Raw genomic sequence first — 23,086 nt, 5'->3', positions numbered from 1 at the left:
CTCACTATCGGAGTGATTTCACAGTTCAAATGGTGAGAAAATGCCGAAATCCCCCTTCGAGATGCCGTCTGGGCGTGGCTCCCGAGGCAAGACCCAGATAGAATACGCGCCCTTCGAATACCCACCGCAGGAAGAATCATGAGCGATTCCAAGCCGCAATCTACGCAAACATCCCTCTCTTATAAAGATGCCGGTGTCGATATCGACGCAGGTAATGCACTGGTAGAGCGCATCAAAAATGTCGCCAAACGCACATCCCGCCCCGAGGTAATGGGCGGACTGGGCGGATTCGGCGCCCTGTGTGAACTTCCAAGCGGCTATAAAGAGCCGGTTTTGGTTTCCGGCACCGACGGTGTAGGTACCAAGTTACGCCTGGCAATGGACTTGGGCATTCACGACAGCATCGGTATCGATCTTGTCGCCATGTGTGTGAATGACCTGATCGTAGCAGGAGCTGAACCCCTCTTCTTCCTCGACTATTACGCAACCGGCAAACTCAATGTCGATATTGCTGCAGAAGTAGTTACCGGCATTGGCAAAGGCTGTGAGCTGTCAGGCTGCGCACTGGTCGGCGGCGAGACCGCCGAAATGCCCGGCATGTACGAAGGCGACGATTATGACCTGGCAGGCTTCTGCACCGGTGTCGTAGAAAAATCTGAAATCATCGACGGCAGCAAAGTTAAAGCTGGCGACGTATTGATCGGCCTGGCCTCCAGTGGCCCCCACTCCAATGGCTACTCCCTGATCCGCAAGGTTCTAGAAGTCAGCGGTGCCGATCTCCAGCAGGACATCGGCGGTGAAACCCTGGCCAAAGCGTTGATGGCCCCGACCCGTATTTACGTTAAAAACCTGCTGCAATTAATGAAGAGCTTCCAGGTGAATGCGCTAAGCCATATCACTGGCGGCGGCTTACTGGAAAACCTGCCCCGCGTACTGCCCGAAGGCTGCAGCGCGCGTATTGATGTCACCAGCTGGGAAATGCCTCCTGTATTTAATTGGCTGCGTGATGCAGGCAATATCGATAGCCGCGAAATGTACCGCACGTTTAACTGCGGTGTTGGCATGGTTATTTGCGTGCCTGCAGAGCAATCCGAGTCGGCACTATCCGCTCTCAAGCAAATGGGCGAAGACGCCTTTGTCGTTGGCACTATCGAAGATGCCAAAGAAGGGGCGGAAGCAGTAGAGCTGGCGGGGCTGTAATGTCTTGTAGAGTTGCCGTATTAATCTCCGGTAGTGGCAGCAACCTGCAGGCTCTGCTGGATGCCGCCGCACAAGAGGACGCGCCTTTTTCCGTGACTGCAGTTGTCAGCAATAAGGCAGATGCCTATGGGCTGACTCGCGCAGAACAGGCAGGCGTTCCCACCTCTGTGGTGGATCACCGGGATTTCTCCAGCAGAGAAACCTTCGATCACGCCTTGATCGAAGAGATCGACAAGTGCAAACCAGATTTGGTTGTACTGGCTGGGTTTATGCGTATTTTGACACCCGACTTTGTGCGCCACTACAACGGCCGCCTGATCAACATTCACCCCTCCTTACTGCCGAAGTACCAGGGCCTACATACCCATAAGCGGGCACTGGAAGCCGGTGACAAAGAACACGGAGTAACCGTGCATTTTGTCACCGAGGAACTCGATGGCGGGCCACCTATCGTCCAGGCCATTGTTCCTATTAAAGAGGGAGACACTCCAGAGCTACTGGCCAAGCGAGTGCAGGTTCAAGAGCACATCATTTACCCCATGGCGGTTACCTGGTTTGCTCAGCAACGCCTGCAAATGGCGGATGATCGAGTTCAGCTGGATGGTAAATTACTACCTCACCACGGGGTTCAGGTTTCCGCATAAAACCAGCCCTTGATAGCTGGCGGGGTAAAAGTCCTTCAATGTACTTTGCGCGCCTCGCCAGCTAGTATTCAAAAGGGTTCAGTTTTTTGTGGGATATCACAGTGCGCCTTTTTGCTACCTCTCTGTTTCTTTTTTTAATTACCGGCCAGGCAATTGCTGCTGAGCTGGAACCTTTCAAAGCCACCTACGCCGCCCGATTTAATGGGATCAGCATTACCGCCACTCGGGAATTGTCCGGACAGGACGGCAATTGGCGCCTGGACTTCGATAGCAGCGCCCTTTTTGCCAGCATTAAAGAGTACTCTCGCTTTACCAGCCAGGATGGCCATATCACCCCCCAACATTACGAATATCGCCGCAAAGGCCTTGGTCGAAATCGCGCCACGGTGCTTAATTTCGAACCGTCAAAAGGTATGATCTTTAACGTCCATAATCCGGAGCGAGATCTCAAAGACGCCCCACCTAATATTCTTGACAAGGTGAGCTATCAAATCCAACTAGCACTCGATGTCGCCGCTGGAAAAACAGACCTTCAATACAAAGTTGCCGACGGCAAAAAAATTCGCGATTACAAATTCAGTCAAGTTGGCACTGAAACCCTAAAAACACCTCTGGGTCCGGTGGAGACAATTAAAGTCGCTCGAGTGAGAGATAAAGACTCAGGAAGAGAGACAACTGTCTGGATCGCACCGCAATGGAACTACGCTTTGGTGAAACTTATCCAAAGAGAAGAAAATGGCAAAAGGTATCAAATCAACCTGACAAATTTATCCATCAACGGCGAAAAAGTCGCTGCCAGCCAATAAATGGCCACATTTTCGACTGATGAAAAAAAATCCGTCGACTTGGATAGATTTTTGTCCCCATTGTCTTTATAAAGTCACTCCTCTCCCTCACTAGGGCAATGACGTATTGCTAGACTTTTTAGTAAGGGATTTGCTACGGAAGTGGAAGGTACTTATATAAGTCTAAAGGCCTTCCTGCCATGGCAGAGTTTTTTCCAACCTGTTTATGGCTTTCAGTAATCAGCAGACTTAGAGATGGGTTCTCATGAATAAAAAATACCTGCGACACGCAGTTCTGGCCGCAGCTATCAGCTCCGTTTCCCAAGGCGCTATGGCTGCAGGTTTCTACTTGCAGGAAACCAGTGCAACAGGCCTTGGCCGCGCATTTGCTGCCGAAAATACTATCGGCGACAACGCTGCAATTCTGGCGCGCAACCCAGCCGGTTCAGCACTATTCAATACTTACACCATTTCTCTTGGTGCGACTTACGTTGACCCCGAAATCGATGTTGATGGTGATGTCACCTACTACGTCGGCAGTGAGGAAACTGGCTACCTGGGATTCGAAACTCCCGCGAGCGCCAAAGACTACGCCACCAGCGCGGTAATCCCCAACGGCTACCTGGCCGCCCCCATCAATGATGAGTGGTCCTGGGGCCTTGCCATGTACACCGACTTTGGCCTGGAAACTGATTTCCCGGATAACTTCCCTGCAACTACAATCGCCAACAAAACCTCTCTGCTGACCGTAAACATCCAGCCATCTGTTGCTTACGATTTTAACGATCAATTCAGCATTGGCCTGGCAGCGAATATTTTCTACGTTGATGCAGAACTGAACACCACCTTCCCCGATGACTTCCTGATCGGTGACGTTGTAGAACCCGTCTTAGGATTTAACCCCGCCGGCGCCACCGTGTTGGACGTAAAAGGGGATGCCTGGGACCTGAGCTGGACCATCGGCGGCCTGTGGCGCATCAGCGACAACACTCGCGCAGGTATTTCTTACCACGCTAAGTACGACCCCAAAATTAAGGGTGAAGTAAGCTCCGACATCGCTCCGAGCCCGCTGGATTCATTTGACGATACTTCCGGCAACCTGACCCTGAACCTGCCTGACACCCTGGAGCTGGGCTTCTACCACCGCTTCAACAATAACTGGGGTGTGGCGGTAGGCTACATGTGGACCAACTGGGACCGTTTCGAGCGCCTCGAAGCCTTTATCCCCTCCGCTGGTGAAGAGTACAACCCGCTTCTGCTGAAAGAAGAAAACTTCCAGAGCGGTTCTCGCTTCAGCATCGGTGGTGAATACTACCGCAATGACGAGTGGACCTTCCGCTTTGGTTACGCTTACGACCAAGGCGCAGCCCGTGACGGCTTAAACCGCGAAGAAACTGAAGAGCTCTCAGAGCTGGTAGATGAAGATCTCCCGATTACCTGGCGTACCCTGTCTATTCCTGACACTGATCGCCAGTGGCTGACTGTTGGCGGTACCTACTCACTGACTGACAAACTTACCGTTGATGGTGCTTTCGCCTACATCTGGGGTGATGACGAAGTTATCCAGGAAGCTAACAACATCAGCGACACCCTGATTACCTACTTCGATGGTGGCACCACCAAGACCGAAGCTTACCTGTTCAGCTTGGCTCTGAATTACCAGTTCTAAGTCACCTTAGATCTGATGAGAAGAAGGCTCTACCCCTGGTAGGGCCTTTTTTATTTCCAGCTATTATCCTCCTCACCTAAGCCTCCATTAACCCCACAACAATCCACTCACCAGAAAACTCCCCCTCACCCCCAATCCAAATACCACCAAAGCGTTAACACCGAAAAAAAGGGTTAGATATCTCCATCCTTAAATTTGATATAAGGAACGTCAAATCCTAAAACCAGATGAGTTTGCAAAATCATATTTCCTAACAACGTATTTAAATTATTTATTTTTGCTCAATCAATGGAATTTGGAGCTTATTTGTTTAACTTATCAATATTGTTCAAAATCGCCTTATTCAGAAAGCAGCCCCTATAAGCTCACATCACTGTTACTCAAGGATCTCTGAATAACTCCGTAATACCCCTGCAACCTCTCATTAACCGAGAGGGCTCACGCATGCATTGCAAACATAAAACCCACTTAAATTGTGAAGTAAGTCAAACTACAAGAGTAAAATCATGAAGTTGTCAGCAGTATTTATCTTGTTAATTTTAAGCCTGGATGTCGCAGCCTTCTCTATGGGAGACGCCATCAATACGGCTGGTCGACAAAGAATGCTATCCCAACGCATCACCCAGACTTATATCTTGCGCGGGATTCAACCGGATGCAGAGCGCCACGAAAAGGTATTTGCCCGATCAATTCACGAATTTAAAAAGAATCACGAGAAACTAAATAATTTTCATGGCGCAGAAAAGATCAGGGATCAACTTGTTAAAGTTGAAAGAGAATGGAAAGCGTTTGAGTCTGTCGCCTCACAACCCGTCAATAAACAAAGCGCCAGCGAATTATTTAAGCGCAGCAACTCCCTTCTTTCTGCTGCCCACACCTATGTGGTCCAACTCCAACAAGTCGCCAATCACAACAGCGCCGAGCTCATTAATATCGCCGGCCGCCAGCGTATGCTTTCGCAGAGAATCGCCAAGAACTACGCTGCTAAACTTTGGGAAGTATCCTTGGATGATGCCGAAACCGGATTGCAAGAAGATCTCTCCGAATACTCCAACCGACTGAACCAACTATTGGAGAGCCCCCTCAATACGCCAGAGATCAATGACAATCTACGCAAAGCAAAAGACCACCTGAGTTACGCCAGCCGAGGGTTTGAGGGAGACATGAAAATATCTGAAACACGCCAAATACAGGTAATCACCGGCACCACTGATCTGATGCTGCGCAATATGAACATCGTTACTGAACAATATGCTGAGTTATTAAATTCAGGGGAGTAGGGATGAGAACAGATATTGAATTCAGGCCCAGCACCGAAGAAATCCTCCATAAACTGGCAACCCCTGAGTTCCAAGCTCTCAATCAGCAAGCGAATGACGAATCCATTAAGCGCATGAAGCAGGCTGTGCCGATTTTGATTGGGATAGGCAAAGCCAGTAACAACATCCCTGGAATGCGAAAAAATTTAGTCCTGCATGCCGGCCCCCCAATAACCTGGCAGCGGGCATCTGGACCGTTAAAAGGCGCAATCATTGCCGGTCTGATTTATGAAGGCCTGGCTAAAAATAAAGCTGAAGCGGAGCGGGTTATGGAGGAAGGCCGAGTTGATCTTGAGCCCTGCCATAACCACAATGCCGTCGGGCCCATGGCTGGCATTATTACCCATTCAATGTCTGTGTATATTGTCGAAGATAAGCTATCCGGCAATCGGGCTTATTCCAACCTTAGTGATGATCGCGCCGATTACCGCGGTAGCTCTATTCGCTTTGGCGTGTATGACAAAGAGGCCATCGATTACCTTCGTTGGATAGAGGACGAAATTGCCCCCGTACTGAATCAAGCAATCCAAGATGAAGGCGGAATTGATTTTGTACCTATAATTGGCCGGAGTCTCCTTATGGGAGACGACTGCCATGTAATGACTAATGCCGCCACACTTATTTTCTCCAGAATTTTAATGCCAGGAGTTATTCGGGCCAGTAAAAAGCGAAAAGATATTGAAAGGATTACCAACCAAATCTACAAGGATGAGACATTCCCGTTAAATCCGATCATGGCCACTTGCAAAGTTATTTCCGATGCCGGCAGCGGTATTCCTCACAGCAGTATTATCACAACCATGGCTCGCAATGGGACGGAATTTGGTATTCAAGTTTCAGGGTTGGACAAGGCCTGGTTTACCGGTTTGGCCGGGGTTGGCCACGGACTGTTAATGCCAGGAATCACACCCGCAGATGTCAACCGGGATATGGGAGACAGCGCTATCACAGAAACTATGGGATTTGGCGGCATCCACAGAACATTCTCAGGAACATACCAAGACAACATCGACAACATACTGAAAATGTATGATGTGTGTCACTCTGAGAGCGACTTTGTCGTTACTCCAGGCATTGAGGGTAGAGGCGCACCATTTGGTTTTGACCTGCTAAAAATCATTAGAACCGGTACGACACCAACCATCAACTCCGGCCTGGCCCACAAAAGCATGAACCGCTACCAAGTCGGCACCGGGTCTCTGCACCCCCCACTGGAAGCATTTTTAAATGCTGCTGCCAGCTTCCTGGATTCAGAGGAAGAGCAACCCCCAGTCCACTAATAACTGAGCCTCACAACTAATAATATTCAAGAGTTCTAATTCACGTGAGCATAAAACAGAAAAAGGGGCTAAGCCCCTTTTTCTAATACCGACAAACTAAAAACTCAGATTACCAACCGCACTGACGCCCTTGGTTCTGCTCTTCCAGGTACGCCATCAGCGGCTGGAAGTAATCGATAATGGCGGAAGCATCCAGGTCGCGCTGACCGGTGAGCGCTTCCATAGCATCCGGCCAGGGCTTGCTTGCACCCATTGCCAACATAGCGCGCAGCTTCTTACCAGCCTCATCGTTCTGGTAGATGGAGCAGCGGTGCAGCGGTCCGGTTTCACCAGCGGCTTCACACAGCGCGCGGTGGAATTGGAACTGCTGGATACGCGCCAGGAAGTAGCGAGCGTAAGGCGTATTACCGGGGATATGGTACTTGGCACCCGGATCGAAGTTCTCTTCGGAGCGCTCTACCGGAGCGGCAATGCCCTGGTAATCTTCACGCAGTTTCCACCAGGCCTTGTTGTAGTCTTCCGGCTTCACCTCACCGTTGAATACTTGCCAGCGCCACTTATCAACGAGCAGACCAAATGGCAGGAAGGCAATCTTATCCAGCGCCTGCTGCATCAGGTAACCGATATCTTTACTCTCATCCGGCACCTCATTCATCAAACCGATTTCCTTGAGGTACTTCGGCGTGATGGAAAGCGCGATGGTGTCGCCAACAGCTTCGTGGAAACCGTCGTTAGCGCCATTTTTATAGAGGAAAGGCTGATCTTTATAGATGCGCTGGTAGAAGTTGTGGCCCAACTCGTGGTGGATGGTAACCAGGTCTTCACCCGTTTTATTGATACACATCTTGATGCGGAGATCGTCCTGCCCGTCCATATTCCAGGCGCTGGCATGACAAACCACATCGCGATCGCGTGGCTGGGTGAACTGGGAGCGCTCCCAGAAAGTTTCCGGTAGAGGCTTAAAGCCCAGGGAGGTGAAGAACTTCTCCCCCACTTTAACCATGTCTTTTTCACTCATGCCGGAATCAACCACCAGCTGAGTCAGATCATAGGGCGCCTGCATGTCGTCGTCTTTTACGATGTCGTAGACGTTACCCCACTCCTGGGCCCACATATTACCCAGCAAGTGTGCAGGGATTTTACCCTGAGCCGGCACTACGTCATCGCCGTAATGCTCATTCAACTTGGCGCGAACATGGCAGTGCAAAGCTTCGTACAACGGCTTCACTTTGCCCCACTGGGTATCCATATCCGCAGCAAAGGCATCCGGAGCCATATCGTATTTGGAACGCCAGAATACACTCAGGTTGTCATAACCCAGCTCTTTGGTGCCCGCATTACCAATCTCCACCTGGCGCTCATACAGAGGCTTCATGGGAGGAGAAACTTTACGCCAACCAACCCACAGATCCTTGAGCAATTCAGGATCGCGATTGGTCGCCATCACCTGCCCCATCTCGGTCAGGGTGTAGCACTTTTCTTCACCAGCATCTTCGCGGCAGTATTTACCGGCACCGTACATGCCCTGCATTTTTGAGCCAATTTGCGCCAGCTCAGAAGTTAATGCCGGATCTTTCGGCGCGGGGAAAACCAACCCCTGCTTCAACATGGTCAACTGGCGACGGGTATCCGGGTCCAGGTCCAAGTCGTTAAATTTGGCGGCCTCTGAAGCCAGCTCCACGGCCAGGGTGGTGTATCGCTCTGAAGCCAAAGCTTCTACGTATTGGGAATCAATATTGATATAGGTAGAAGCAAGCCAAGCGGCATGGCTTGCCTCTTGTCCCATTTTTTCCATGCGAGCCTGGGCATCTTTTAAGAAAGCTTGCGCATCTTTGACTGTCAGCTGGGAATTATCAGCTGGGCTTTCCGCAGTCGCCTGGGCTACACCAACCGGTTTTACCGCTTGCTGCCCACTGTCACAGGCAGACAGTGCAACGGCAACCGCTATCGAGAGAGCAACTTTTTTCATTTTCTCCTCAAGAATCATTTTTAGATCTGCTTATAGTTGACGCCGTTTATAGCATAAGCCCCACACAATCAGCGACGACGAGGCCGAAGATCGAGCCAGATCGACACAAAATCCCCTTTTATATCGTCTTTGCGAGAAAAAATTTGGTGAGGAAAAGAGCAAAAACCCAGGATACGGTCGAGCAAAACACTCTCAACGGGGAATTTCAGGGGATGATTTTTGAAACAAAGAAGGGAGAGATTGGAGGCAGCCCAACCAGCAACACCCTCGGCACATGATACCACTGCTACCGTTGCTCCCTTCCGGGCCTGGCGGAGTTCACAGCTGCTCATTGCGAGGGGACCGGGAGGGCCGCCACAACGATCTTCGGTGTCAGTGCATCCGAAGAGGGCGCGATTATAGAGGCATAAACGAATAAGATCCAGCCCTATTAACAGGTTATAATAAACGACTACTATCTCACCCCCTGCAAAGAGTTACTCATGCACTTGTTTGTCGATAATTTAACCAACGTTGACTTCAGCTACCTCGACTCAAAACGAGGCATCGTAGGCGAGACCTGGCTGGCAAACGCAGCCCTCGATGGCGCCTTGGATGAACAGGGGATGGTTTGCGACTTTGGCATAGTGAAAAAGACCCTAAGGCACTGGCTGGATGATCAAGTCGACCACCGCCTCCTGGTACCTACCCGCTCACCCCAACTGACCCTGGAGCACAGTGGAGACCAGGTTAACCTGACCTGGCTATTGGAAAACGGGGCATCTATTAAAGTGTCAGGTCCGGAACAAGCTTTTGCCTTAGTGGACGCCGAGGTAATTACCCCTGAGAGCGTCGCCGTCTGGTGTGTCCAGCAGCTGGCCAGCCACTTCCCCGACAGCGTGGAGAAGCTCAAGCTCAGCTTCCACTGTGAAGTGATTGAAGATGCCTTCTACCACTACAGCCATGGCCTGAAAAAACACCTTGGTAACTGCCAACGTATCGCCCATGGACACCGTTCACGCATTCAGGTCATGACGGGTGGCCAACGCGATACAGAGCTGGAAAAGTACTGGGCTGGGTGCTGGGAAGATATCTACCTGGGCACTCGCGAGGATCTGGTTTCAACAACTGCCGATGATCGCGGTGAGGAAATCCATAACTTTGCTTACAGTGCGCAACAGGGAAACTTCACCCTGTCCATCCCTGCCAAAGTTTGTGAAATTCTTGACTGTGATACCACGGTGGAGCAGTTGGCCCAATATATCGCCAACACCCTGGCGGCAAGAGAACCGGGGAAAGCGATTACCGTAAGAGCCTACGAAGGTATTGGCAAAGGCGCGATTGCTTCAGCTCAAACCAGCTAATCCAGCCCCATAGCATCGACACCATTATAAATTGAAGTACCAAGGCGCCCGACTTTGAACCTGATTGTTTTACAAAAGTACGACTTTATTAGTCCCAATCGCGTCCGCCTTAGTGGACGCCAATTGGAGCACATCACTAAGGTTCACAGAGCAGCACCGGGACAACAACTTCGTGTCGGGCTGCTCGACGGGCAAATAGGTAGTGGCGAGATTGTTACGCTCGACGAGAAGTGCGTTGAGCTTGAAGTGGCATTCGCAACCGATCCGCCCCAGCCATTACCTCTCACACTTATTTTGGCCCTGCCTCGCCCCAAAATGCTCAAGCGGGTTATCCAGCACCTGACTGCGCTCGGGGTCAAAAAACTGGTTCTGATCAATAGTTACCGGGTCGAAAAGTCTTACTGGCAAACCCCTTGGTTGCAGGAAGACAAACTCTTTGAGCAATGCCTGCTCGGACTCGAGCAGGCTGTCGATACGCAAATGCCGGAAATTCTGTTGCGCAAACGCTTTAAACCGTTTGTCGAAGACGAACTCCCTTCCCTTTCCAGTGACTCCCGTAAACTGGTGGCTCATCCAGTAGGGGGAACGGCTTGCCCTGTGGACATAAAGCAACCGACCACTTTAGCCATTGGCCCTGAAGGCGGCTTTATCAGTTATGAAGTCGAGAAACTCCAGGAAGCAGGTTTTCAATCCGTTCACCTGGGGCCACGTATTTTACGGGTAGAAACTGCACTGCCAGTGCTAATTAGCCGGTTATTTCCCGCGTTTTAAATTATCGGACTTTACGAGGCTCTGCTGCATATCCACAGGAGCACCTGAGTACTTACCCGACGTATTGCTTTTTAAGCTTTTACGAAAGCTTAACTACCCATACTTCAATTGTTCAAATAACCCCCAGTAAAGTTACCTATCTCTTGCGATGAGACATTTGCACAATTCAGCAATCAATATTTCATCAATTTGTCACAATTAAGTCATATTTTGCGCCCTCGTTTTACCACCTTACGGTCGAATTACTATGAGCGTATTCTTAAGCCGGCTAAAGCAAACCCTTACCTTACTTCTTATTGGGGGGCACTGGCTGCTGCAACTTCTACAGCCCAAACCCGTTTCCCTCCCGATACAACGGGCCTGCTTTTTACTCTACACGGCTCCAATACTATCGGTGCAAAGCTGGCACCCAACCTGGTGAGTAATTACCTGGAATCCCGAGGTGGCAGTAATCTGGAGGTTATTCCTCTAGAGAAAGAAAATGAGGTTCGAGTACAGGGGGATCTGGGCAGCAATAAAATTTATGTCGATATTGCGGCACACGGTTCAAGCACTGGATTTAAAGGCCTTGAACGGTCCCAGGCCAATATCGCCATGGCTTCGCGACCAATAAAAGATGCTGAGCATGCAGCGCTGAGTCGCTTTGGAGATATGCGCGGTCAAGGTGCAGAACATGTCATTGCCATCGATGGACTCGCCATTATTGTTCACCCTCAAAACCCCATTACTCAATTAACCCTGCAACAAATAGCAGCAATATTTTCCGGGAAAATTACCGACTGGTCTGAAGTGGGCGGGCGGAAAGGTCGTATCAAAGTTCTGGCGAGAGATAATCAGTCCGGCACCTGGGATACGTTTAAAAGCTTGGTGCTTGGAAAACAGCACTCCCTTATTGCCAATGCAAAACGCTTCGAATCAAATGATCAATTGTCGGACCGCGTTTCGGCAAACCCCAACAGTATTGGGTTTGTCGGCTTGGCATCTATTCGACGAGCCAAGGCCGTATCGGTATCTGACCAGAACACCCAACCGCAAGCTCCAGAGCATCTGACAATTGCAACTGAAGACTACCCCCTCTCCCGCCGTCTATTTCTCTATACCGCTGCTTACGGTTTAAAACCCGTCGCCGAAGAGTTCCTGCACTTTGTACAGAGTGAACAGGGGCAGGAGCTGGTAAAGGCCACTGGGTTTGTCGCGCAGACGCCAATCGGTGTAAAACCTGAAGCCAACCGGGATGGGCCCAGTGAATACCTGAAATTAACGGAAAATGCAGAGCGCCTGAGCATTAACTTCCGTTTCTCTGAAGGCAGCGCCTCTTTAGATAACAAGGCAAAACAGGATATACAGCGACTTGTCCGCTTTATGCAAAAGCCTGAGAACAGCCACAAGCGACTGCTATTGATCGGGTTTGGCGATGAGAAAGTCAGTGAGGGGCGTTCAATCGTTTTATCAAAACTACGCGCAGTTACCGTTCGCTCCGCACTCAGGGATCACCAGATTAATACAGCACCGGTTCAGGGCTTTGGTGCCTATCTGCCTATAGCCTCCAACAGCTCCAGCTCAAAGATAAAAAATCGCCGGGTAGAGATCTGGGTTATTTAACCCTAGCCCTAAACCCCTCTCCCTCGTGAGGCGACAAGGAAGTCCCTCAGCACCCTTTCTGTTTTTCCTTCTCCGCTTCCCCAGTTTTTCCTTAAACAACACATCCAGCTTTTTCTAAAGCATAAATAACGCGCATAAAAAAGCCGCGTAAATACGCGGCTATCAATTAGTGGCTATGCCACCAGGTCTCACAGAGAGGAACGCAAAGAGCGCTCCGGGGGAAACTACCCAACAACAAGCGCGTTACCGCTTATTTACAATGCGGCCGCCCGCAGGCGGCCACCGGGGGCAATTAAGCTACAGCGTCTTCCGCTACGGCTTGTTTTTGCAGAGCCAATTTGGGATCTACAAACTCGTAACCCAGTACGTCGGCTACGGCTTGGTAGGTCACCATGCCAGCGTGAACATTCAAGCCTTCCAGCAGGTTGGAATCGTCCAACAATGCCTGCTTGGCGCCTTTGTTTGCCAGGGCTACCGCGTAAGGCAGGGTGGCATTGTTCAGGGCCATAGTAGAGGTGCGAGCTACACCGCCGGGCATATTGGCAACACAGTAGTGAACCACACCATCAACTACGTAAGTAGGCTCTTGGTGAGTAGTCGCCTTGGAAGTCTCGAAACAACCGCCCTGGTCAATAGCAACGTCAGCTACAACTGCGCCTTTCTTCATACGGCTGATAATGTCGCGAGTCAGCAGTTTGGGGGCTGCCGCGCCAGGAATCAGAACCGCACCAACAACCAGGTCAGCTTCCAGTGCGTGCTTTTCAATAGCATCGTTGGTGGAGTACTCAGTGCGAACCGCACCACCGAAAATATCGTCCAACTGACGCAGACGCGGCAGGGAACGGTCGAGGATAGTAACGTCAGCACCCATACCCAGGGCCATCTTCGCTGCGTTAGTACCAACAACACCGCCACCGATAATCAGGACTTTAGCGGGAGCTACACCGGGAACACCGCCGAGCAGTACGCCGAGACCACCCTGGGCTTTTTCCAGGTGGTGGGCACCACACTGTACAGACATACGACCGGCAACTTCAGACATAGGCGCCAGCAGGGGCAGGCCACCGAAGCGGTCGGTTACAGTTTCATAAGCGATGCAGGTAGCGCCAGATTTCACCAGCAGCTCAGTTTGTTTGGGGTCTGGAGCCAGGTGCAGATAGGTGTACAGAACCTGCCCAGGGCGCAGCATTTCGCACTCGTGGGGCTGGGGCTCTTTTACCTTGACGATCATATCGGCAGTGGCAAAAATCTCTTCCGGAGTATCGATAATCTTGGCGCCGGCTTGAACGTACATCTCGTCGGGGAAACCAATAGCGGCACCACCATCCTTCTGTACAATCACTTCGTGGCCGTGGCCAACCAGTTCGCGAACACTCGACGGCGTCAGGCCAATACGATACTCGTGGTTCTTAATCTCTTTAGGGACGCCAATCAACATTTTCCTTCTCCTCGCTCTGTGCGCTCGGTACTGCCTTAATCAAATAGGAGTACCTAATTTCTATGTTTTCCCCAGTATAAGAACAGATAAGAAGTGGATATTTAGTAGATTTTTGATAAAACTAGTGGAATCCACTACACAACCAGTCGGCAAGTCTACTTTTTGACCATGTCGACCAATTCGGAGTCAGCAGTTATGCGCAAACGTGCGGGAGAGCTAAGCACTATCGACCGGAACATATTGCGTGTTCTACAAAAGAATGGACGAACCAGCTATGCAGAGCTGGCCCGGCAGGTAGGTCTGACCGCGACCCCCTGCGTCGAACGGGTCAAACGCCTGGAAAGTGACAACGTCATTCAGGGCTACACCGCCCTGATCAACCCGGAGTACCTCGATGCTGCCCTGGTCGTTTTTGTGCAGATCAGACTGAATCGATCCGCACAGGATGCCTTTGAGGAATTTCGCAACGCCGTGGCCGCCCTGCCTGAAGTGCAGGAGTGTTACCTGGTATCCGGGAATTTCGATTACTTGATCAAAGCCCGGGTGGCGGATATGAGTGCCTACCGCAAGTTCTACGGCGAAACGCTTTTGACACTGCCGGAAGTGCAGGAGTGCACCAGCTATGTGGTGATGGAAGAAGTTAAAGAGACACTGGAAGTACCGGTCCACTACAACCGGTAGCGGGATTGATCGATGAGTGGCCGCAGCCACTCATCTGCATAAACCGGCAATCAGTATTGAATGCCCAGTTTCCGGTAAATAAAACCAATCACCCAGGCGGGGCCGATCAACAGGAATTGTAAGTCCTTAAAGAAAGAGGGTTTCTTGCCTTCGATATGGTGGCCAATAAATTGGAACACCCACATGATCACAAATAGGGCCAGTGCCGTCTGCCAGATAGGCACCCCCAGCCGCTCCAATACCGACCAAGCCCACAAACACAGAACAGTTAATCCCGTCATTCCCAGGGCAATGGGAAACGACATCGCGAAATAAAACAGAAGAATCGGGATTGTCACCACGACAGCCCAGTTCAGCCAGGGAATTGTCGCCATAAAGTCCGGCTGCGGAACTGCCCACAAAAGTCCGGCCACAGTTGCATAAATTACGGGAACAGCAATCCAATGAATGGATTTGTTGATCGGATTCTGATGACTCTCACCATACTCGGAAAACCACTGCTGGGCACTGCGCATGACAATCTCCTCATTCTTATATTGTTATTGTCAGAGCAATAATAATCCCCAACCCATGGATATCAATCAATGGCCGAAAATACCACGAGGCCTACAAAGCGTGGCTTTTAGCGCCTAACGTAGGCATCCAACTGGGATAGATAGAGATCCGCCATCGATTTTTCGAAACAACAGAATACAACCTGCTGCGGTGCCCCCTCCTTCTCCTGGAATTGCTGTACCTGCTCTACAGCCACCTCTACGGCCAGCTCCGGGGGATAATCGTAGATACCGCAACTGATCGCAGGAAAAGCGATTGAGCGCATGTTTTCGCGCCGAGCCAATGCCAGGCAGTGTCGATAACAGCTGGAGAGCAGCTCGGGCTCACCCAAACTGCCGCCGCGCCAAACCGGCCCAACTGTGTGGTAGATACGTTTTACGGGAATGGAATAAGCGCCAGTGGCGCGCACTTCACCAACAGGACAACCGCCCAGACTGCGGCAGGCCTCCAGTAGATTGGGCCCCGCTGCGCGGTGTATGGCCCCATCGACACCACCGCCTCCCAAGAGACGGCTGTTGGCAGCATTGACGATTACATCGACGTGCAATCGAGTGATATCACCGAGATGAACTTTGATCACTCAGCATCTCCAACCGCTATTTGAATAATTGCTGCGGATGGAAATCCATTTCACTTCACAACAGTCGCACCTTTGCCAGAGATGCGTCCCTAGCGCGGCTGGTCTGTCTCGGCCCGAGCGAGTCGCTCGGGCTCAAGTCCTGCCCTGCCCCCTCAACCAAGCAACTTGCGGTGCTGTGAGGCAACGGCTTCCGGGCACTTCGTCAGCGCGCTCACTAACACGATAGCAGCTGAAGAGAAAACAAAACCCGGCAACAGCTCATAAACATCAAAAATGCCACCGGAGAGTTGCTCCCACACCACAACGGTGAGGCCGCCAACGATAACACCGGCAATAGCACCACTACCGGTCATACGGGACCAGTAGAGACTGATCAACAACGCCGGGCCAAAAGCAGCGCCCAGACCAGCCCAGGCGTAACTCACCACATCCAGAACCTTGGAATTCGGGTCCATCGCAATCCACACAGCGACCAGTGATAAAGCAACCACAGCCCAGCGCCCCACTTTCACCATGGCTTCCGGGGTGGTCTCACGCCCAAACCAAACGTGGTAAATATCCTCCGCCAGTGCAGCCGAGGACACCAACAGCTGGGAATCTGCCGTACTCATAATGGCAGATAGAATCGCCGCCAAAAGAACACCGGCAACTAGCGGGTGGAACAGCACCTGCACCATTTCCATAAACACAGTCTCGCCATCCGGCAGGCTCTGCTGGATTTCCAGGTGGGCAAACAGGCCTACCGCCATTGCACCCAAGAAACCGGCCAGGGACCAAACCGCCGCTACTGTCGCCGCAACCGGAATATCGTTAGGGCTGCGCACCGCCATAAATCGCGCCAAGATATGCGGCTGGCCGAAGTAGCCCAATCCCCAGGCAAGAGAGCTGAGTATCGCCACCAGGCTTAATGTTTGCCCGGTGTTATCAGTCATCCAGTGGGTCAGCTGTGGCATCTCCGTTTGCAGGCGAGTCCAGCTGGCGGAAAAACCGCCCTGGTCAGAAATAACAACGAGAGGCACCGCAATCAGCGCCGCACTCATCAGCAGCCCCTGGAACACATCGGTCCAGGACACCGCCAAAAACCCGCCAAACAGGGTGTAAGAAATAACGGCAACCGCACCGATAATCACCGCCCAGCGATAATCCCAGCCAAATACCGTTTCAAACAATTTGCCGCCGGCAATCAGGCCCGAAGCCACATAGAAAAGGAAAAATAACAGAATGAATATCGCGCAGACGGTGCGCAGATAGGGGTGCCCCATCTTAAACCGACGATCCAGATAAGCTGGCACCGTCAGGGAATCGTCCAGCTCATAGGTGTAGATGCGCAGGCGCCGGCCCATTGTCACCCAGCTCAGAACGATGCCGGAGAAAAGGCCGATTGCGATCCAACCGGCAGAGAGCCCCGCTGCATAGGCCGCGCCTGGCAACCCCAGGAGCAGCCAGCCACTCATATCCGAGGCCCCGGCAGACAGGGCCGCCACTGCCGGCGGCAGGGAACGGCCGCCGAGAAAATAGTCGCTGGCATTTTTTGTACGCATGTAGGCGTAAATACCGATAACAACAATCAACGCCAAATAGGCGACAAAAGTAAGGGCGATCAGCCACTCGGCGGCCATAAGGGATTCCTTCTGATCAAAGTGGGGTGGTACTTGGCGCGGGAATAGTCTGCGTTTTCCTGCTCAATTTTTCAGCGCATTGAGCTATGGAAAGAGCACCACCTAAAAATTGTTATGTTTATTGCGCGTAAATCTACCCATAAGGTGGCGCCGACTCAATCAGCAAACTACATATATGTTGGATACAACTACAGAAAAAAAGACAACACTATGGGCATTTGTCTGGACGAGCTCCGACTCCAGGTTATCCGTCCAACCCTCAAGCACTTGAGAGCCTGGAGCCAGGGCATGGAGAACCTCCTTCTGGGAACCGCTGCCCAGGAGTCGCAACTGGGCTTCCACCTCAAACAGGGACGGCGCCACGGGCTGGGTATTTACCAAATCCAGCCCCACACCCACCGGGAAATCTGGGATCAATACCTGATCGATCACCCAAGCCTCGCCTCAAAAGTGCGGGGGCTGGCGAGCCAGCGGGATTTTCTCGATCACCCCCACAGCGAACTGACCACCAACCTGCGCTATGCCACAGCCATTGCCTGGCTGATTTACCGGTCGGCCGAAGTCCACAAGATCCAGGAGGAGGAAACCTCAGACGTGGCCAATATGGCGCGTCTCTGGCATCAGCACTTTCACCACGGGCCCAGTGCCAGTCCCCGGGACTTTGAATGCAGCTACGCGCAACTGGTCAGCGGTGCAGATCCTACAGATTCAGCGCCTCGATATACTGGGGCTCCACTTCCTGAGCATCCTCAGGCTCCCAAGAATTCACCTGGCGCTGGATTGAATGGTCAGGACGCTCGACAGCCGACGGCGTAGAGCGATCCAGTTCCAGACTCTCAAAATCGTAGAGGTCCCTGTCCGCCAATTGTGACGGGGACACCCGGGTAATCGCGGCGAAAATATTCTCGCTGCGGCCCGGGAATTTCTTATCCCACTCCCGCACCATCTGCTTGATCGCCTGGCGCTGAAGGTTCTCCTGGCTGCCGCACAGGTTGCACGGAATAATCGGGAACTGCTTGTACTCGGCGTACTGGGCGATGTCCTCTTCGCGGCAATAGGCGAGCGGACGAATCACGATATTGCGGCCATCGTCGGCGCGCAGTTTGGGCGGCATCGCCTTGAGGCGACCACCGTAAAACATATTCAGGAAAAGGGTCTCGACGATATCGTCTTTGTGATGGCCCAGTGCCACCTTAGTGGCGCCAATTTCTTCAGCAAAGCCATACAGGGTGCCACGGCGCAGACGGGAGCAGAGCCCGCAGGTGGTCTTGCCCTCAGGCACCACTTCCTTCACTACCGAGTAGGTATCTTTCTCGACAATATGGTGGGGAACACCCAGGGATTGCAGGTATTCCGGCAGGATATGCTCGGGGAAGCCCGGCTGTTTCTGGTCCATATTGACCGCCACCAGTTCAAAGTTAACCGGCGCTGTCCTCTGCAAATTCAGCAGCACGTCCAGCATGGCATAGGAATCCTTACCGCCGGACAAACAGACCATAATCTTGTCGCCCTCTTCAATCATGTTGAAGTCGGCGATGGCGCGGCCCACATGGCGGCGCAGGCGCTTTTGCAGCTTATTAAACTCGAGCCGCTCGCGGCGGTTTTCCAATTCGGGCATGGTGTCTCTCTAACTCATTCGCGACCAGTGACCGGGCCCAGAGTACCGGCACAAAACCTTAAACTTTGGGACCAGAGCCAGGCTTTCCTGTTCCTGGGGGCGCGATTGTACGCATTTCGATCACGGAGTACACGACTCACCAGCCGCCTTCTCCCCCAGCAGGGACTTCACGCAGGGCCAGACATGATCCAGCAGGGCCGGCTGCGCCTTGGCGGTGGGGTGGATACCGTCGGATTGCATAGCGCCCTGCTCCAGGGCCACGGTTTCCAACAGGAAGGGCACCAGGGCGACCTCTTCGGCCTTAGCCACTTTGGGGAATACAGCGGCAAAAGCCTCGGTATAGGCGCGGCCGTAGTTCGGTGGGATACGCATCCCCAGCAGCAGGACTTCGGCCCCAGAATCTTTTGCCAGCTTGACCATCTGCTGCAAATTGCGCTGCAAGCTCTGGGGTGGGTAGCCGCGCAAACCGTCGTTACCCCCCAACTCGACAATCAGCCACTGGGGATTGTGCTCTTCCATCAGGCGCGGTAGCCGTGTCAGACCGCCTGCGGAGGTCTCCCCACTGATGCTGGCATTGACCACCTTCACCGGGCGCCCCTTCTCCTGCAAGCGCTCTTGCAACAGGTTGACCCAGCCCAGCTCCTCATCGATACCGTAGGCCGCACTTATGCTATCCCCTAATACGAGCAGAGTGCCGGGCTTGTTTGCACTCAGTGCCAGATTGGGGACCGACAGCATCAGCACCAAGCCGAACCGAGTCAGTAACTGCCGAAAAAAGGCTGTTGTCATGTCATACTCTCCAAAAATCTCGCGTATCCGCAAAGGGAATACAGTATGTCCGCCATTCTCACGGCAGAAAACCTCTATCACAGGGTCTCCACCAGCGAAGGGCCACTGACCCTATTAAACAATATCTCCCTGAAAGTCGCCCGTGGCGAGAGCCTCGCTGTGACAGGGGCCTCAGGTTCCGGCAAGTCCACCCTGCTCGGCCTGCTGGCGGGATTGGACAAACCTACCGAGGGCAAGATCTGGCTGGCAGGTGACGAGATCACCGCCATGGACGAAGAGCAGCGCGCTGCGGTGCGCGCCCGCTGCGTGGGCTTTGTATTCCAGACGTTCCAACTGCTGCCCGGCCTTACCGCCCTGGAAAATGTGATGCTACCGAGCGAATTGCGCGGTGAACGGGGCGCCGCCAAGCGGGCGGAAGAGTTTCTCGCCCGGGTGGGCCTGGAGCAGCGACTGCGCCACTATCCGCGCCAACTATCCGGCGGTGAGCAACAGCGGGTGGCCATTGCCCGGGCCTTTGCCAGCTTTAGCAGCAAAGATGCCATCCTCTTTGCCGACGAACCCACCGGCAGCCTCGACGCCGGTAACGGCGCCAAAATTATCGACCTGCTGTTTAAACTCAACGAAGAGTCTGACACCACCCTGGTGCTGGTGACTCACGAACAGCGACTGGCAGAGCGCTGTGCCTCCCACCTGCATATGTCGGCAGGCGCCGTAGATACCTACGCTCCCCTTATCGACGGGGACAACCTGTCGGAGGTGTCCGCCTGATGCTGCCACTCAGACTGCTGTTCAGGGACTGGCGCGGTGGCGAATTGGCGCTGATTGCCTCGGCCCTGGTTTTGGCTGTTACCTGTGTCACTGCGATCGCCCATTTTACCGACCGCCTTACCCGCGCCATGGAGCAGCAATCCCTCACCTTCCTGGCCGCAGAGCGGGTGCTGCGCAGCAGTAAGCCCGTGGATAGCGCATGGCTGGAGGAAGCCGACAAAAAGGGATTGGAACAGGGCCAGATAGTCCAGTTTTCATCCATGATCTCCGCCAACGACCAGTTTCAGTTTGTCTCGGTCAAAGCCGTCGACAAAGGCTATCCATTGGTGGGACAACTGGAAATCAGCAAGTCCCAAGGAGGCCCCGGAGAGGTGGCACCACAAGGACCTCCCCCGGGAGAAGCCTGGGTGGAGTCCCGCCTTCTACCTTTGATGGGAATCCAGCTCGGCGATCCTATCGCCCTCGGCGACACCCAATTAAAAGTGACAGCCATACTGGAGCGGGAACCCGACCGGGGCACCAGCCTGTTTGATATGGGCGCGCGACTGCTAGCCAATACCGCCGACCTGCCCGCCGCAGGTGTGATCCAGCCCGGCAGCCGAGTGCGCTACCGCTATCTGTTTGCCGGTGATGACCAAGCCCTAAAGGATTACTTTGACTGGCTCAAACCTCAGCTCACTGAACACCAGCGGATCTTGGACCTGCGCGAAGGCCAGCCACGGGTTGCCTCTGCTCTGGATAGAGCCGAGTCCTTCCTGTTTCTCGCCGCCAGCCTAGCTGTACTTCTTGCAAGCGTCGCCGTTGGCCTGGCAGCCAGACGCTACGGACTGCGCCACGGCGCCTACGTAGCCGTAATGAAAAGCCTCGGCGCCGGGCGCAACAAAATTCTCGGTATCTACCTGGGACAACTGGCCGCCCTCACCCTGATTGCCACTGCTATAGGTCTGGCACTGGGCACCTTTATCCAGAGCCAGGCGGTCAACCTGATGGAAGGATTCTTCCCGGTTCAGCCCCCGGCCACCAGCTGGAGCCCACTGCTGATTGGACTCGCCACCGGCCTCGCCTGCGCCCTGGGCTTCGCCCTGCCGCCACTTTTCCGTTTAGCGCGTACAGACCCGATGCAAACCCTGCGGCACGACTGGAGTAACCCGGACAGACGCGAATGGCTCGGGTTGATTCTCGGCCCCAGCGCCATGCTGCTTCTGATTTGGTGGCTGTCCGGCAGTCTGCTTATGACGCTCGCCCTGTTTGTCGGCATGCTCTTATTGGTAGCGGGCAGCGCCCTGGTTAACCGACTCCTGGTGCGCGGAAAGCTGGCCTCCCTCGGGGGAGCCTGGCGTATTGCCCTGGGCAGCCTGCAACGCCGAGCCGCGTTTAACACCCTATTGATTGCCGCTTTTGGCACCGGATTATTGGCCATGCTGGCCATGGTCTTTGCCCGCACCGCCCTGGTGGACGAATGGCGGATGCAATTACCGGAAAAAGCCCCCAACCACTTCCTCCTGAATATCGCCCCCCACGACGTTCCAACCATGGAAAATATGCTGGCAGAGGGCGAGGTAAGCAGCACCGAGTTTTACCCCATGGTGCGCGGCCGTTTGGTAGCGATTAACGGCGTCTCGATAAAAGAGAAAAAAGATCGTCCCGGTGGCGTTCGCCGGGAATTGAACTTGAGCTACACCGATACCCTGGCGCCGGACAACCGTATCTTGGAAGGCGAATGGTGGGACAAGGCCAGCGAAGGTGTTTCGGTAGAAGTGGAGCTGGCAGCCCAGCTGGAACTGTCACTGGGAGATCAGTTGCGCTTTTCCATCGGCGGACTGGAAGTAGAAGCCCCGGTAGCCAGCTTCCGCTCGTTGGACTGGAACAGCATGCGCCCCAACTTCTATATGATATTTGCACCGGGCACCATCGATGATTTCCCGGCTACCTATATCACCAGTTTTTACCTCCCTCCAGAGGACAAGTTGCTGGTCAACGACCTGGTTCGCGCCTTTCCCAGCGTCAGCGTGATAGAGCTGGATAAGATCATCCAGCGTATCCGCGACACCATTAACCAGGTGTCCTTTGCTATCGAATCGGTTATGGCCCTGATGCTGGTTGCCGGGGTCCTGGTATTAATTGCCGGGGTGCGCGCCAGTATCGCCGAGCGATTGCAGGAAGCGGCAATTATCCGCACACTGGGAGGCCGCAGGCGCTTGTTGCTGAGAAGCCTGATACTGGAATTTGGCCTGCTGGGTTTTGCCGCCGGTTTGCTCGCGGCTATCGGAGCTGAAGCCACCTTGGCAGTGCTGTCTTATTGGGTCTTTGAACTGCCGGTGATATTGCACCCAGTCCTTTGGCTAACCGGGCCACTCACCGGTGCAGTACTGGTTGGCACCGCCGGTACCCTGGCCTGTTACAGCTCGATCAGCCAGCCCCCGCTCAGAGTACTGCGCGAACTGGCCTAACTGATG

Annotated in this window: 20 protein-coding genes and 1 other RNA gene; 13 read left to right on the top strand and 8 right to left on the bottom strand. The window is 53.2% G+C overall.

The genetic code is table 11. The annotated features are described in order from the left end of the window. Positions 1 to 138: 138 nt before the first annotated feature. From purM to QT397_09355, 6 genes are all read left to right on the top strand, one after another. Positions 139 to 1,200 (top strand): phosphoribosylformylglycinamidine cyclo-ligase, encoded by a 1,062-nt coding sequence (purM, locus tag QT397_09380; protein ID WNZ57530.1) that lies wholly within the window; start codon positions 139 to 141, stop codon positions 1,198 to 1,200. After that, positions 1,200 to 1,844 (top strand): phosphoribosylglycinamide formyltransferase, encoded by a 645-nt coding sequence (purN, locus tag QT397_09375; GenBank protein ID WNZ57529.1) that lies wholly within the window; start codon positions 1,200 to 1,202, stop codon positions 1,842 to 1,844. The genes purM and purN overlap by 1 nt, the downstream gene beginning before the upstream one ends. A gap of 101 nt (positions 1,845 to 1,945) precedes the next feature. Further along, positions 1,946 to 2,650, top strand: a complete 705-nt coding sequence (locus QT397_09370; GenBank protein ID WNZ57528.1) for a DUF3108 domain-containing protein — start codon at positions 1,946 to 1,948, stop codon at positions 2,648 to 2,650. Between the two features lie 244 nt (positions 2,651 to 2,894). Then, positions 2,895 to 4,298 (top strand): outer membrane protein transport protein, encoded by a 1,404-nt coding sequence (locus QT397_09365; GenBank protein WNZ57527.1) that lies wholly within the window; start codon positions 2,895 to 2,897, stop codon positions 4,296 to 4,298. 506 nt (positions 4,299 to 4,804) lie between these two features. Next, a complete protein-coding gene (locus tag QT397_09360; GenBank protein ID WNZ57526.1) occupies positions 4,805 to 5,578 on the top strand; it encodes a type IV pili methyl-accepting chemotaxis transducer N-terminal domain-containing protein in 774 nt (257 codons plus the stop codon). A 2-nt stretch (positions 5,579 to 5,580) separates the two neighbouring features. After that, a complete protein-coding gene (locus QT397_09355) occupies positions 5,581 to 6,897 on the top strand; it encodes a DUF1116 domain-containing protein (GenBank protein WNZ57525.1) in 1,317 nt (438 codons plus the stop codon). A 109-nt stretch (positions 6,898 to 7,006) separates the two neighbouring features. Here QT397_09355 and QT397_09350 read toward each other — a convergent pair whose 3' ends face one another. Then, positions 7,007 to 8,866: a M2 family metallopeptidase gene (locus tag QT397_09350; GenBank protein WNZ57524.1), complete on the bottom strand. Its 1,860-nt coding sequence runs from the start codon at positions 8,864 to 8,866 to the stop codon at positions 7,007 to 7,009. Positions 8,867 to 9,116: 250 nt separating this feature from the next. Next, positions 9,117 to 9,214: signal recognition particle sRNA small type (ffs, locus tag QT397_09345), an RNA gene on the bottom strand. Positions 9,215 to 9,348: 134 nt separating this feature from the next. On the opposite strand from ffs, the gene QT397_09340 reads away from it, so the two are divergent. The 3 genes from QT397_09340 (at position 9,349) to QT397_09330 (ending at position 12,582) form a co-directional block, all read left to right on the top strand. Further along, on the top strand, positions 9,349 to 10,209 hold the full coding sequence (locus QT397_09340) for a 6-carboxytetrahydropterin synthase (protein ID WNZ57523.1): 861 nt from the start codon (positions 9,349 to 9,351) through the stop codon (positions 10,207 to 10,209). 54 nt (positions 10,210 to 10,263) lie between these two features. Then, positions 10,264 to 10,980: a 16S rRNA (uracil(1498)-N(3))-methyltransferase gene (locus QT397_09335; protein WNZ57522.1), complete on the top strand. Its 717-nt coding sequence runs from the start codon at positions 10,264 to 10,266 to the stop codon at positions 10,978 to 10,980. Between the two features lie 210 nt (positions 10,981 to 11,190). After that, a complete protein-coding gene (locus QT397_09330) occupies positions 11,191 to 12,582 on the top strand; it encodes a phosphate ABC transporter substrate-binding/OmpA family protein (protein ID WNZ57521.1) in 1,392 nt (463 codons plus the stop codon). 292 nt (positions 12,583 to 12,874) lie between these two features. Here QT397_09330 and ald read toward each other — a convergent pair whose 3' ends face one another. Next, positions 12,875 to 14,020, bottom strand: a complete 1,146-nt coding sequence (ald, locus tag QT397_09325; GenBank protein ID WNZ57520.1) for an alanine dehydrogenase — start codon at positions 14,018 to 14,020, stop codon at positions 12,875 to 12,877. 195 nt (positions 14,021 to 14,215) lie between these two features. Between ald and QT397_09320 the strand changes: the two genes are divergently transcribed. Continuing rightward, positions 14,216 to 14,701, top strand: coding sequence for an Lrp/AsnC ligand binding domain-containing protein (locus QT397_09320; protein ID WNZ57519.1), 486 nt, complete (start codon positions 14,216 to 14,218; stop codon positions 14,699 to 14,701). Positions 14,702 to 14,751: 50 nt separating this feature from the next. Here the strand turns inward: QT397_09320 and QT397_09315 are convergent, their stop codons facing one another. The 3 genes from QT397_09315 to putP form a co-directional block, all read right to left on the bottom strand. Then, a complete protein-coding gene (locus QT397_09315) occupies positions 14,752 to 15,216 on the bottom strand; it encodes a DUF962 domain-containing protein (GenBank protein ID WNZ57518.1) in 465 nt (154 codons plus the stop codon). Positions 15,217 to 15,323: 107 nt separating this feature from the next. Next, a complete protein-coding gene (locus QT397_09310; GenBank protein ID WNZ57517.1) occupies positions 15,324 to 15,836 on the bottom strand; it encodes an O-acetyl-ADP-ribose deacetylase in 513 nt (170 codons plus the stop codon). A 152-nt stretch (positions 15,837 to 15,988) separates the two neighbouring features. Then, positions 15,989 to 17,455, bottom strand: a complete 1,467-nt coding sequence (gene putP, locus QT397_09305) for a sodium/proline symporter PutP (protein WNZ57516.1) — start codon at positions 17,453 to 17,455, stop codon at positions 15,989 to 15,991. A 210-nt stretch (positions 17,456 to 17,665) separates the two neighbouring features. Here putP and QT397_09300 point away from each other — a divergent pair, with 210 nt between their 5' ends. Next, positions 17,666 to 18,271, top strand: coding sequence for a hypothetical protein (locus tag QT397_09300; GenBank protein ID WNZ57515.1), 606 nt, complete (start codon positions 17,666 to 17,668; stop codon positions 18,269 to 18,271). Here QT397_09300 and ttcA read toward each other — a convergent pair. Both ttcA and QT397_09290 read right to left on the bottom strand, forming a co-directional pair. Further along, positions 18,156 to 19,073 carry a tRNA 2-thiocytidine(32) synthetase TtcA gene (gene ttcA, locus QT397_09295; GenBank protein WNZ57514.1) on the bottom strand — a complete coding sequence of 306 codons (918 nt, stop codon included), beginning with the start codon at positions 19,071 to 19,073 and terminating at the stop codon, positions 18,156 to 18,158. The genes QT397_09300 and ttcA overlap by 116 nt on opposite strands. Before the next feature lie 120 nt (positions 19,074 to 19,193). Continuing rightward, a complete protein-coding gene (locus tag QT397_09290) occupies positions 19,194 to 19,862 on the bottom strand; it encodes an arylesterase (protein ID WNZ57513.1) in 669 nt (222 codons plus the stop codon). 45 nt (positions 19,863 to 19,907) lie between these two features. Here QT397_09290 and QT397_09285 point away from each other — a divergent pair, with 45 nt between their 5' ends. After that, complete coding sequence (locus tag QT397_09285) at positions 19,908 to 20,630, top strand: ABC transporter ATP-binding protein (GenBank protein WNZ57512.1); 723 nt, start codon at positions 19,908 to 19,910, stop codon at positions 20,628 to 20,630. Further along, the gene (locus tag QT397_09280; protein WNZ57511.1) at positions 20,630 to 23,080 is read left to right on the top strand and encodes an FtsX-like permease family protein; all 2,451 of its coding nucleotides are present in this window, start codon (positions 20,630 to 20,632) and stop codon (positions 23,078 to 23,080) included. Before QT397_09285 ends, QT397_09280 begins: the two co-directional genes overlap by 1 nt. Positions 23,081 to 23,086: the final 6 nt, after the last annotated feature.

This window comes from Microbulbifer sp. MKSA007, from assembly GCA_032615215.1.
GTDB lineage: Bacteria > Pseudomonadota > Gammaproteobacteria > Pseudomonadales > Cellvibrionaceae > Microbulbifer.
The sequence above is the reverse complement of the archived record's forward strand: the minus strand, read 5'-3'. Positions and strand labels throughout refer to the sequence as shown.

Coding starts and splice junctions, on each gene's coding strand:
- QT397_09350 (WNZ57524.1), bottom strand. CDS start 8,866: ATGAAAAAAGTTGCTCTCTCGATAGCGGTTGCCGTTGCACTGTCTGCC.
- QT397_09280 (WNZ57511.1), top strand. CDS start 20,630: ATGCTGCCACTCAGACTGCTGTTCAGGGACTGGCGCGGTGGCGAATTG.
- QT397_09285 (WNZ57512.1), top strand. CDS start 19,908: ATGTCCGCCATTCTCACGGCAGAAAACCTCTATCACAGGGTCTCCACC.
- QT397_09365 (WNZ57527.1), top strand. CDS start 2,895: ATGAATAAAAAATACCTGCGACACGCAGTTCTGGCCGCAGCTATCAGC.
- purN (WNZ57529.1), top strand. CDS start 1,200: ATGTCTTGTAGAGTTGCCGTATTAATCTCCGGTAGTGGCAGCAACCTG.
- QT397_09300 (WNZ57515.1), top strand. CDS start 17,666: ATGGGCATTTGTCTGGACGAGCTCCGACTCCAGGTTATCCGTCCAACC.
- QT397_09320 (WNZ57519.1), top strand. CDS start 14,216: ATGCGCAAACGTGCGGGAGAGCTAAGCACTATCGACCGGAACATATTG.
- QT397_09340 (WNZ57523.1), top strand. CDS start 9,349: ATGCACTTGTTTGTCGATAATTTAACCAACGTTGACTTCAGCTACCTC.
- ald (WNZ57520.1), bottom strand. CDS start 14,020: ATGTTGATTGGCGTCCCTAAAGAGATTAAGAACCACGAGTATCGTATT.
- ttcA (WNZ57514.1), bottom strand. CDS start 19,073: ATGCCCGAATTGGAAAACCGCCGCGAGCGGCTCGAGTTTAATAAGCTG.
- QT397_09360 (WNZ57526.1), top strand. CDS start 4,805: ATGAAGTTGTCAGCAGTATTTATCTTGTTAATTTTAAGCCTGGATGTC.
- QT397_09315 (WNZ57518.1), bottom strand. CDS start 15,216: ATGCGCAGTGCCCAGCAGTGGTTTTCCGAGTATGGTGAGAGTCATCAG.
- QT397_09355 (WNZ57525.1), top strand. CDS start 5,581: ATGAGAACAGATATTGAATTCAGGCCCAGCACCGAAGAAATCCTCCAT.
- putP (WNZ57516.1), bottom strand. CDS start 17,455: ATGGCCGCCGAGTGGCTGATCGCCCTTACTTTTGTCGCCTATTTGGCG.
- purM (WNZ57530.1), top strand. CDS start 139: ATGAGCGATTCCAAGCCGCAATCTACGCAAACATCCCTCTCTTATAAA.
- QT397_09290 (WNZ57513.1), bottom strand. CDS start 19,862: ATGACAACAGCCTTTTTTCGGCAGTTACTGACTCGGTTCGGCTTGGTG.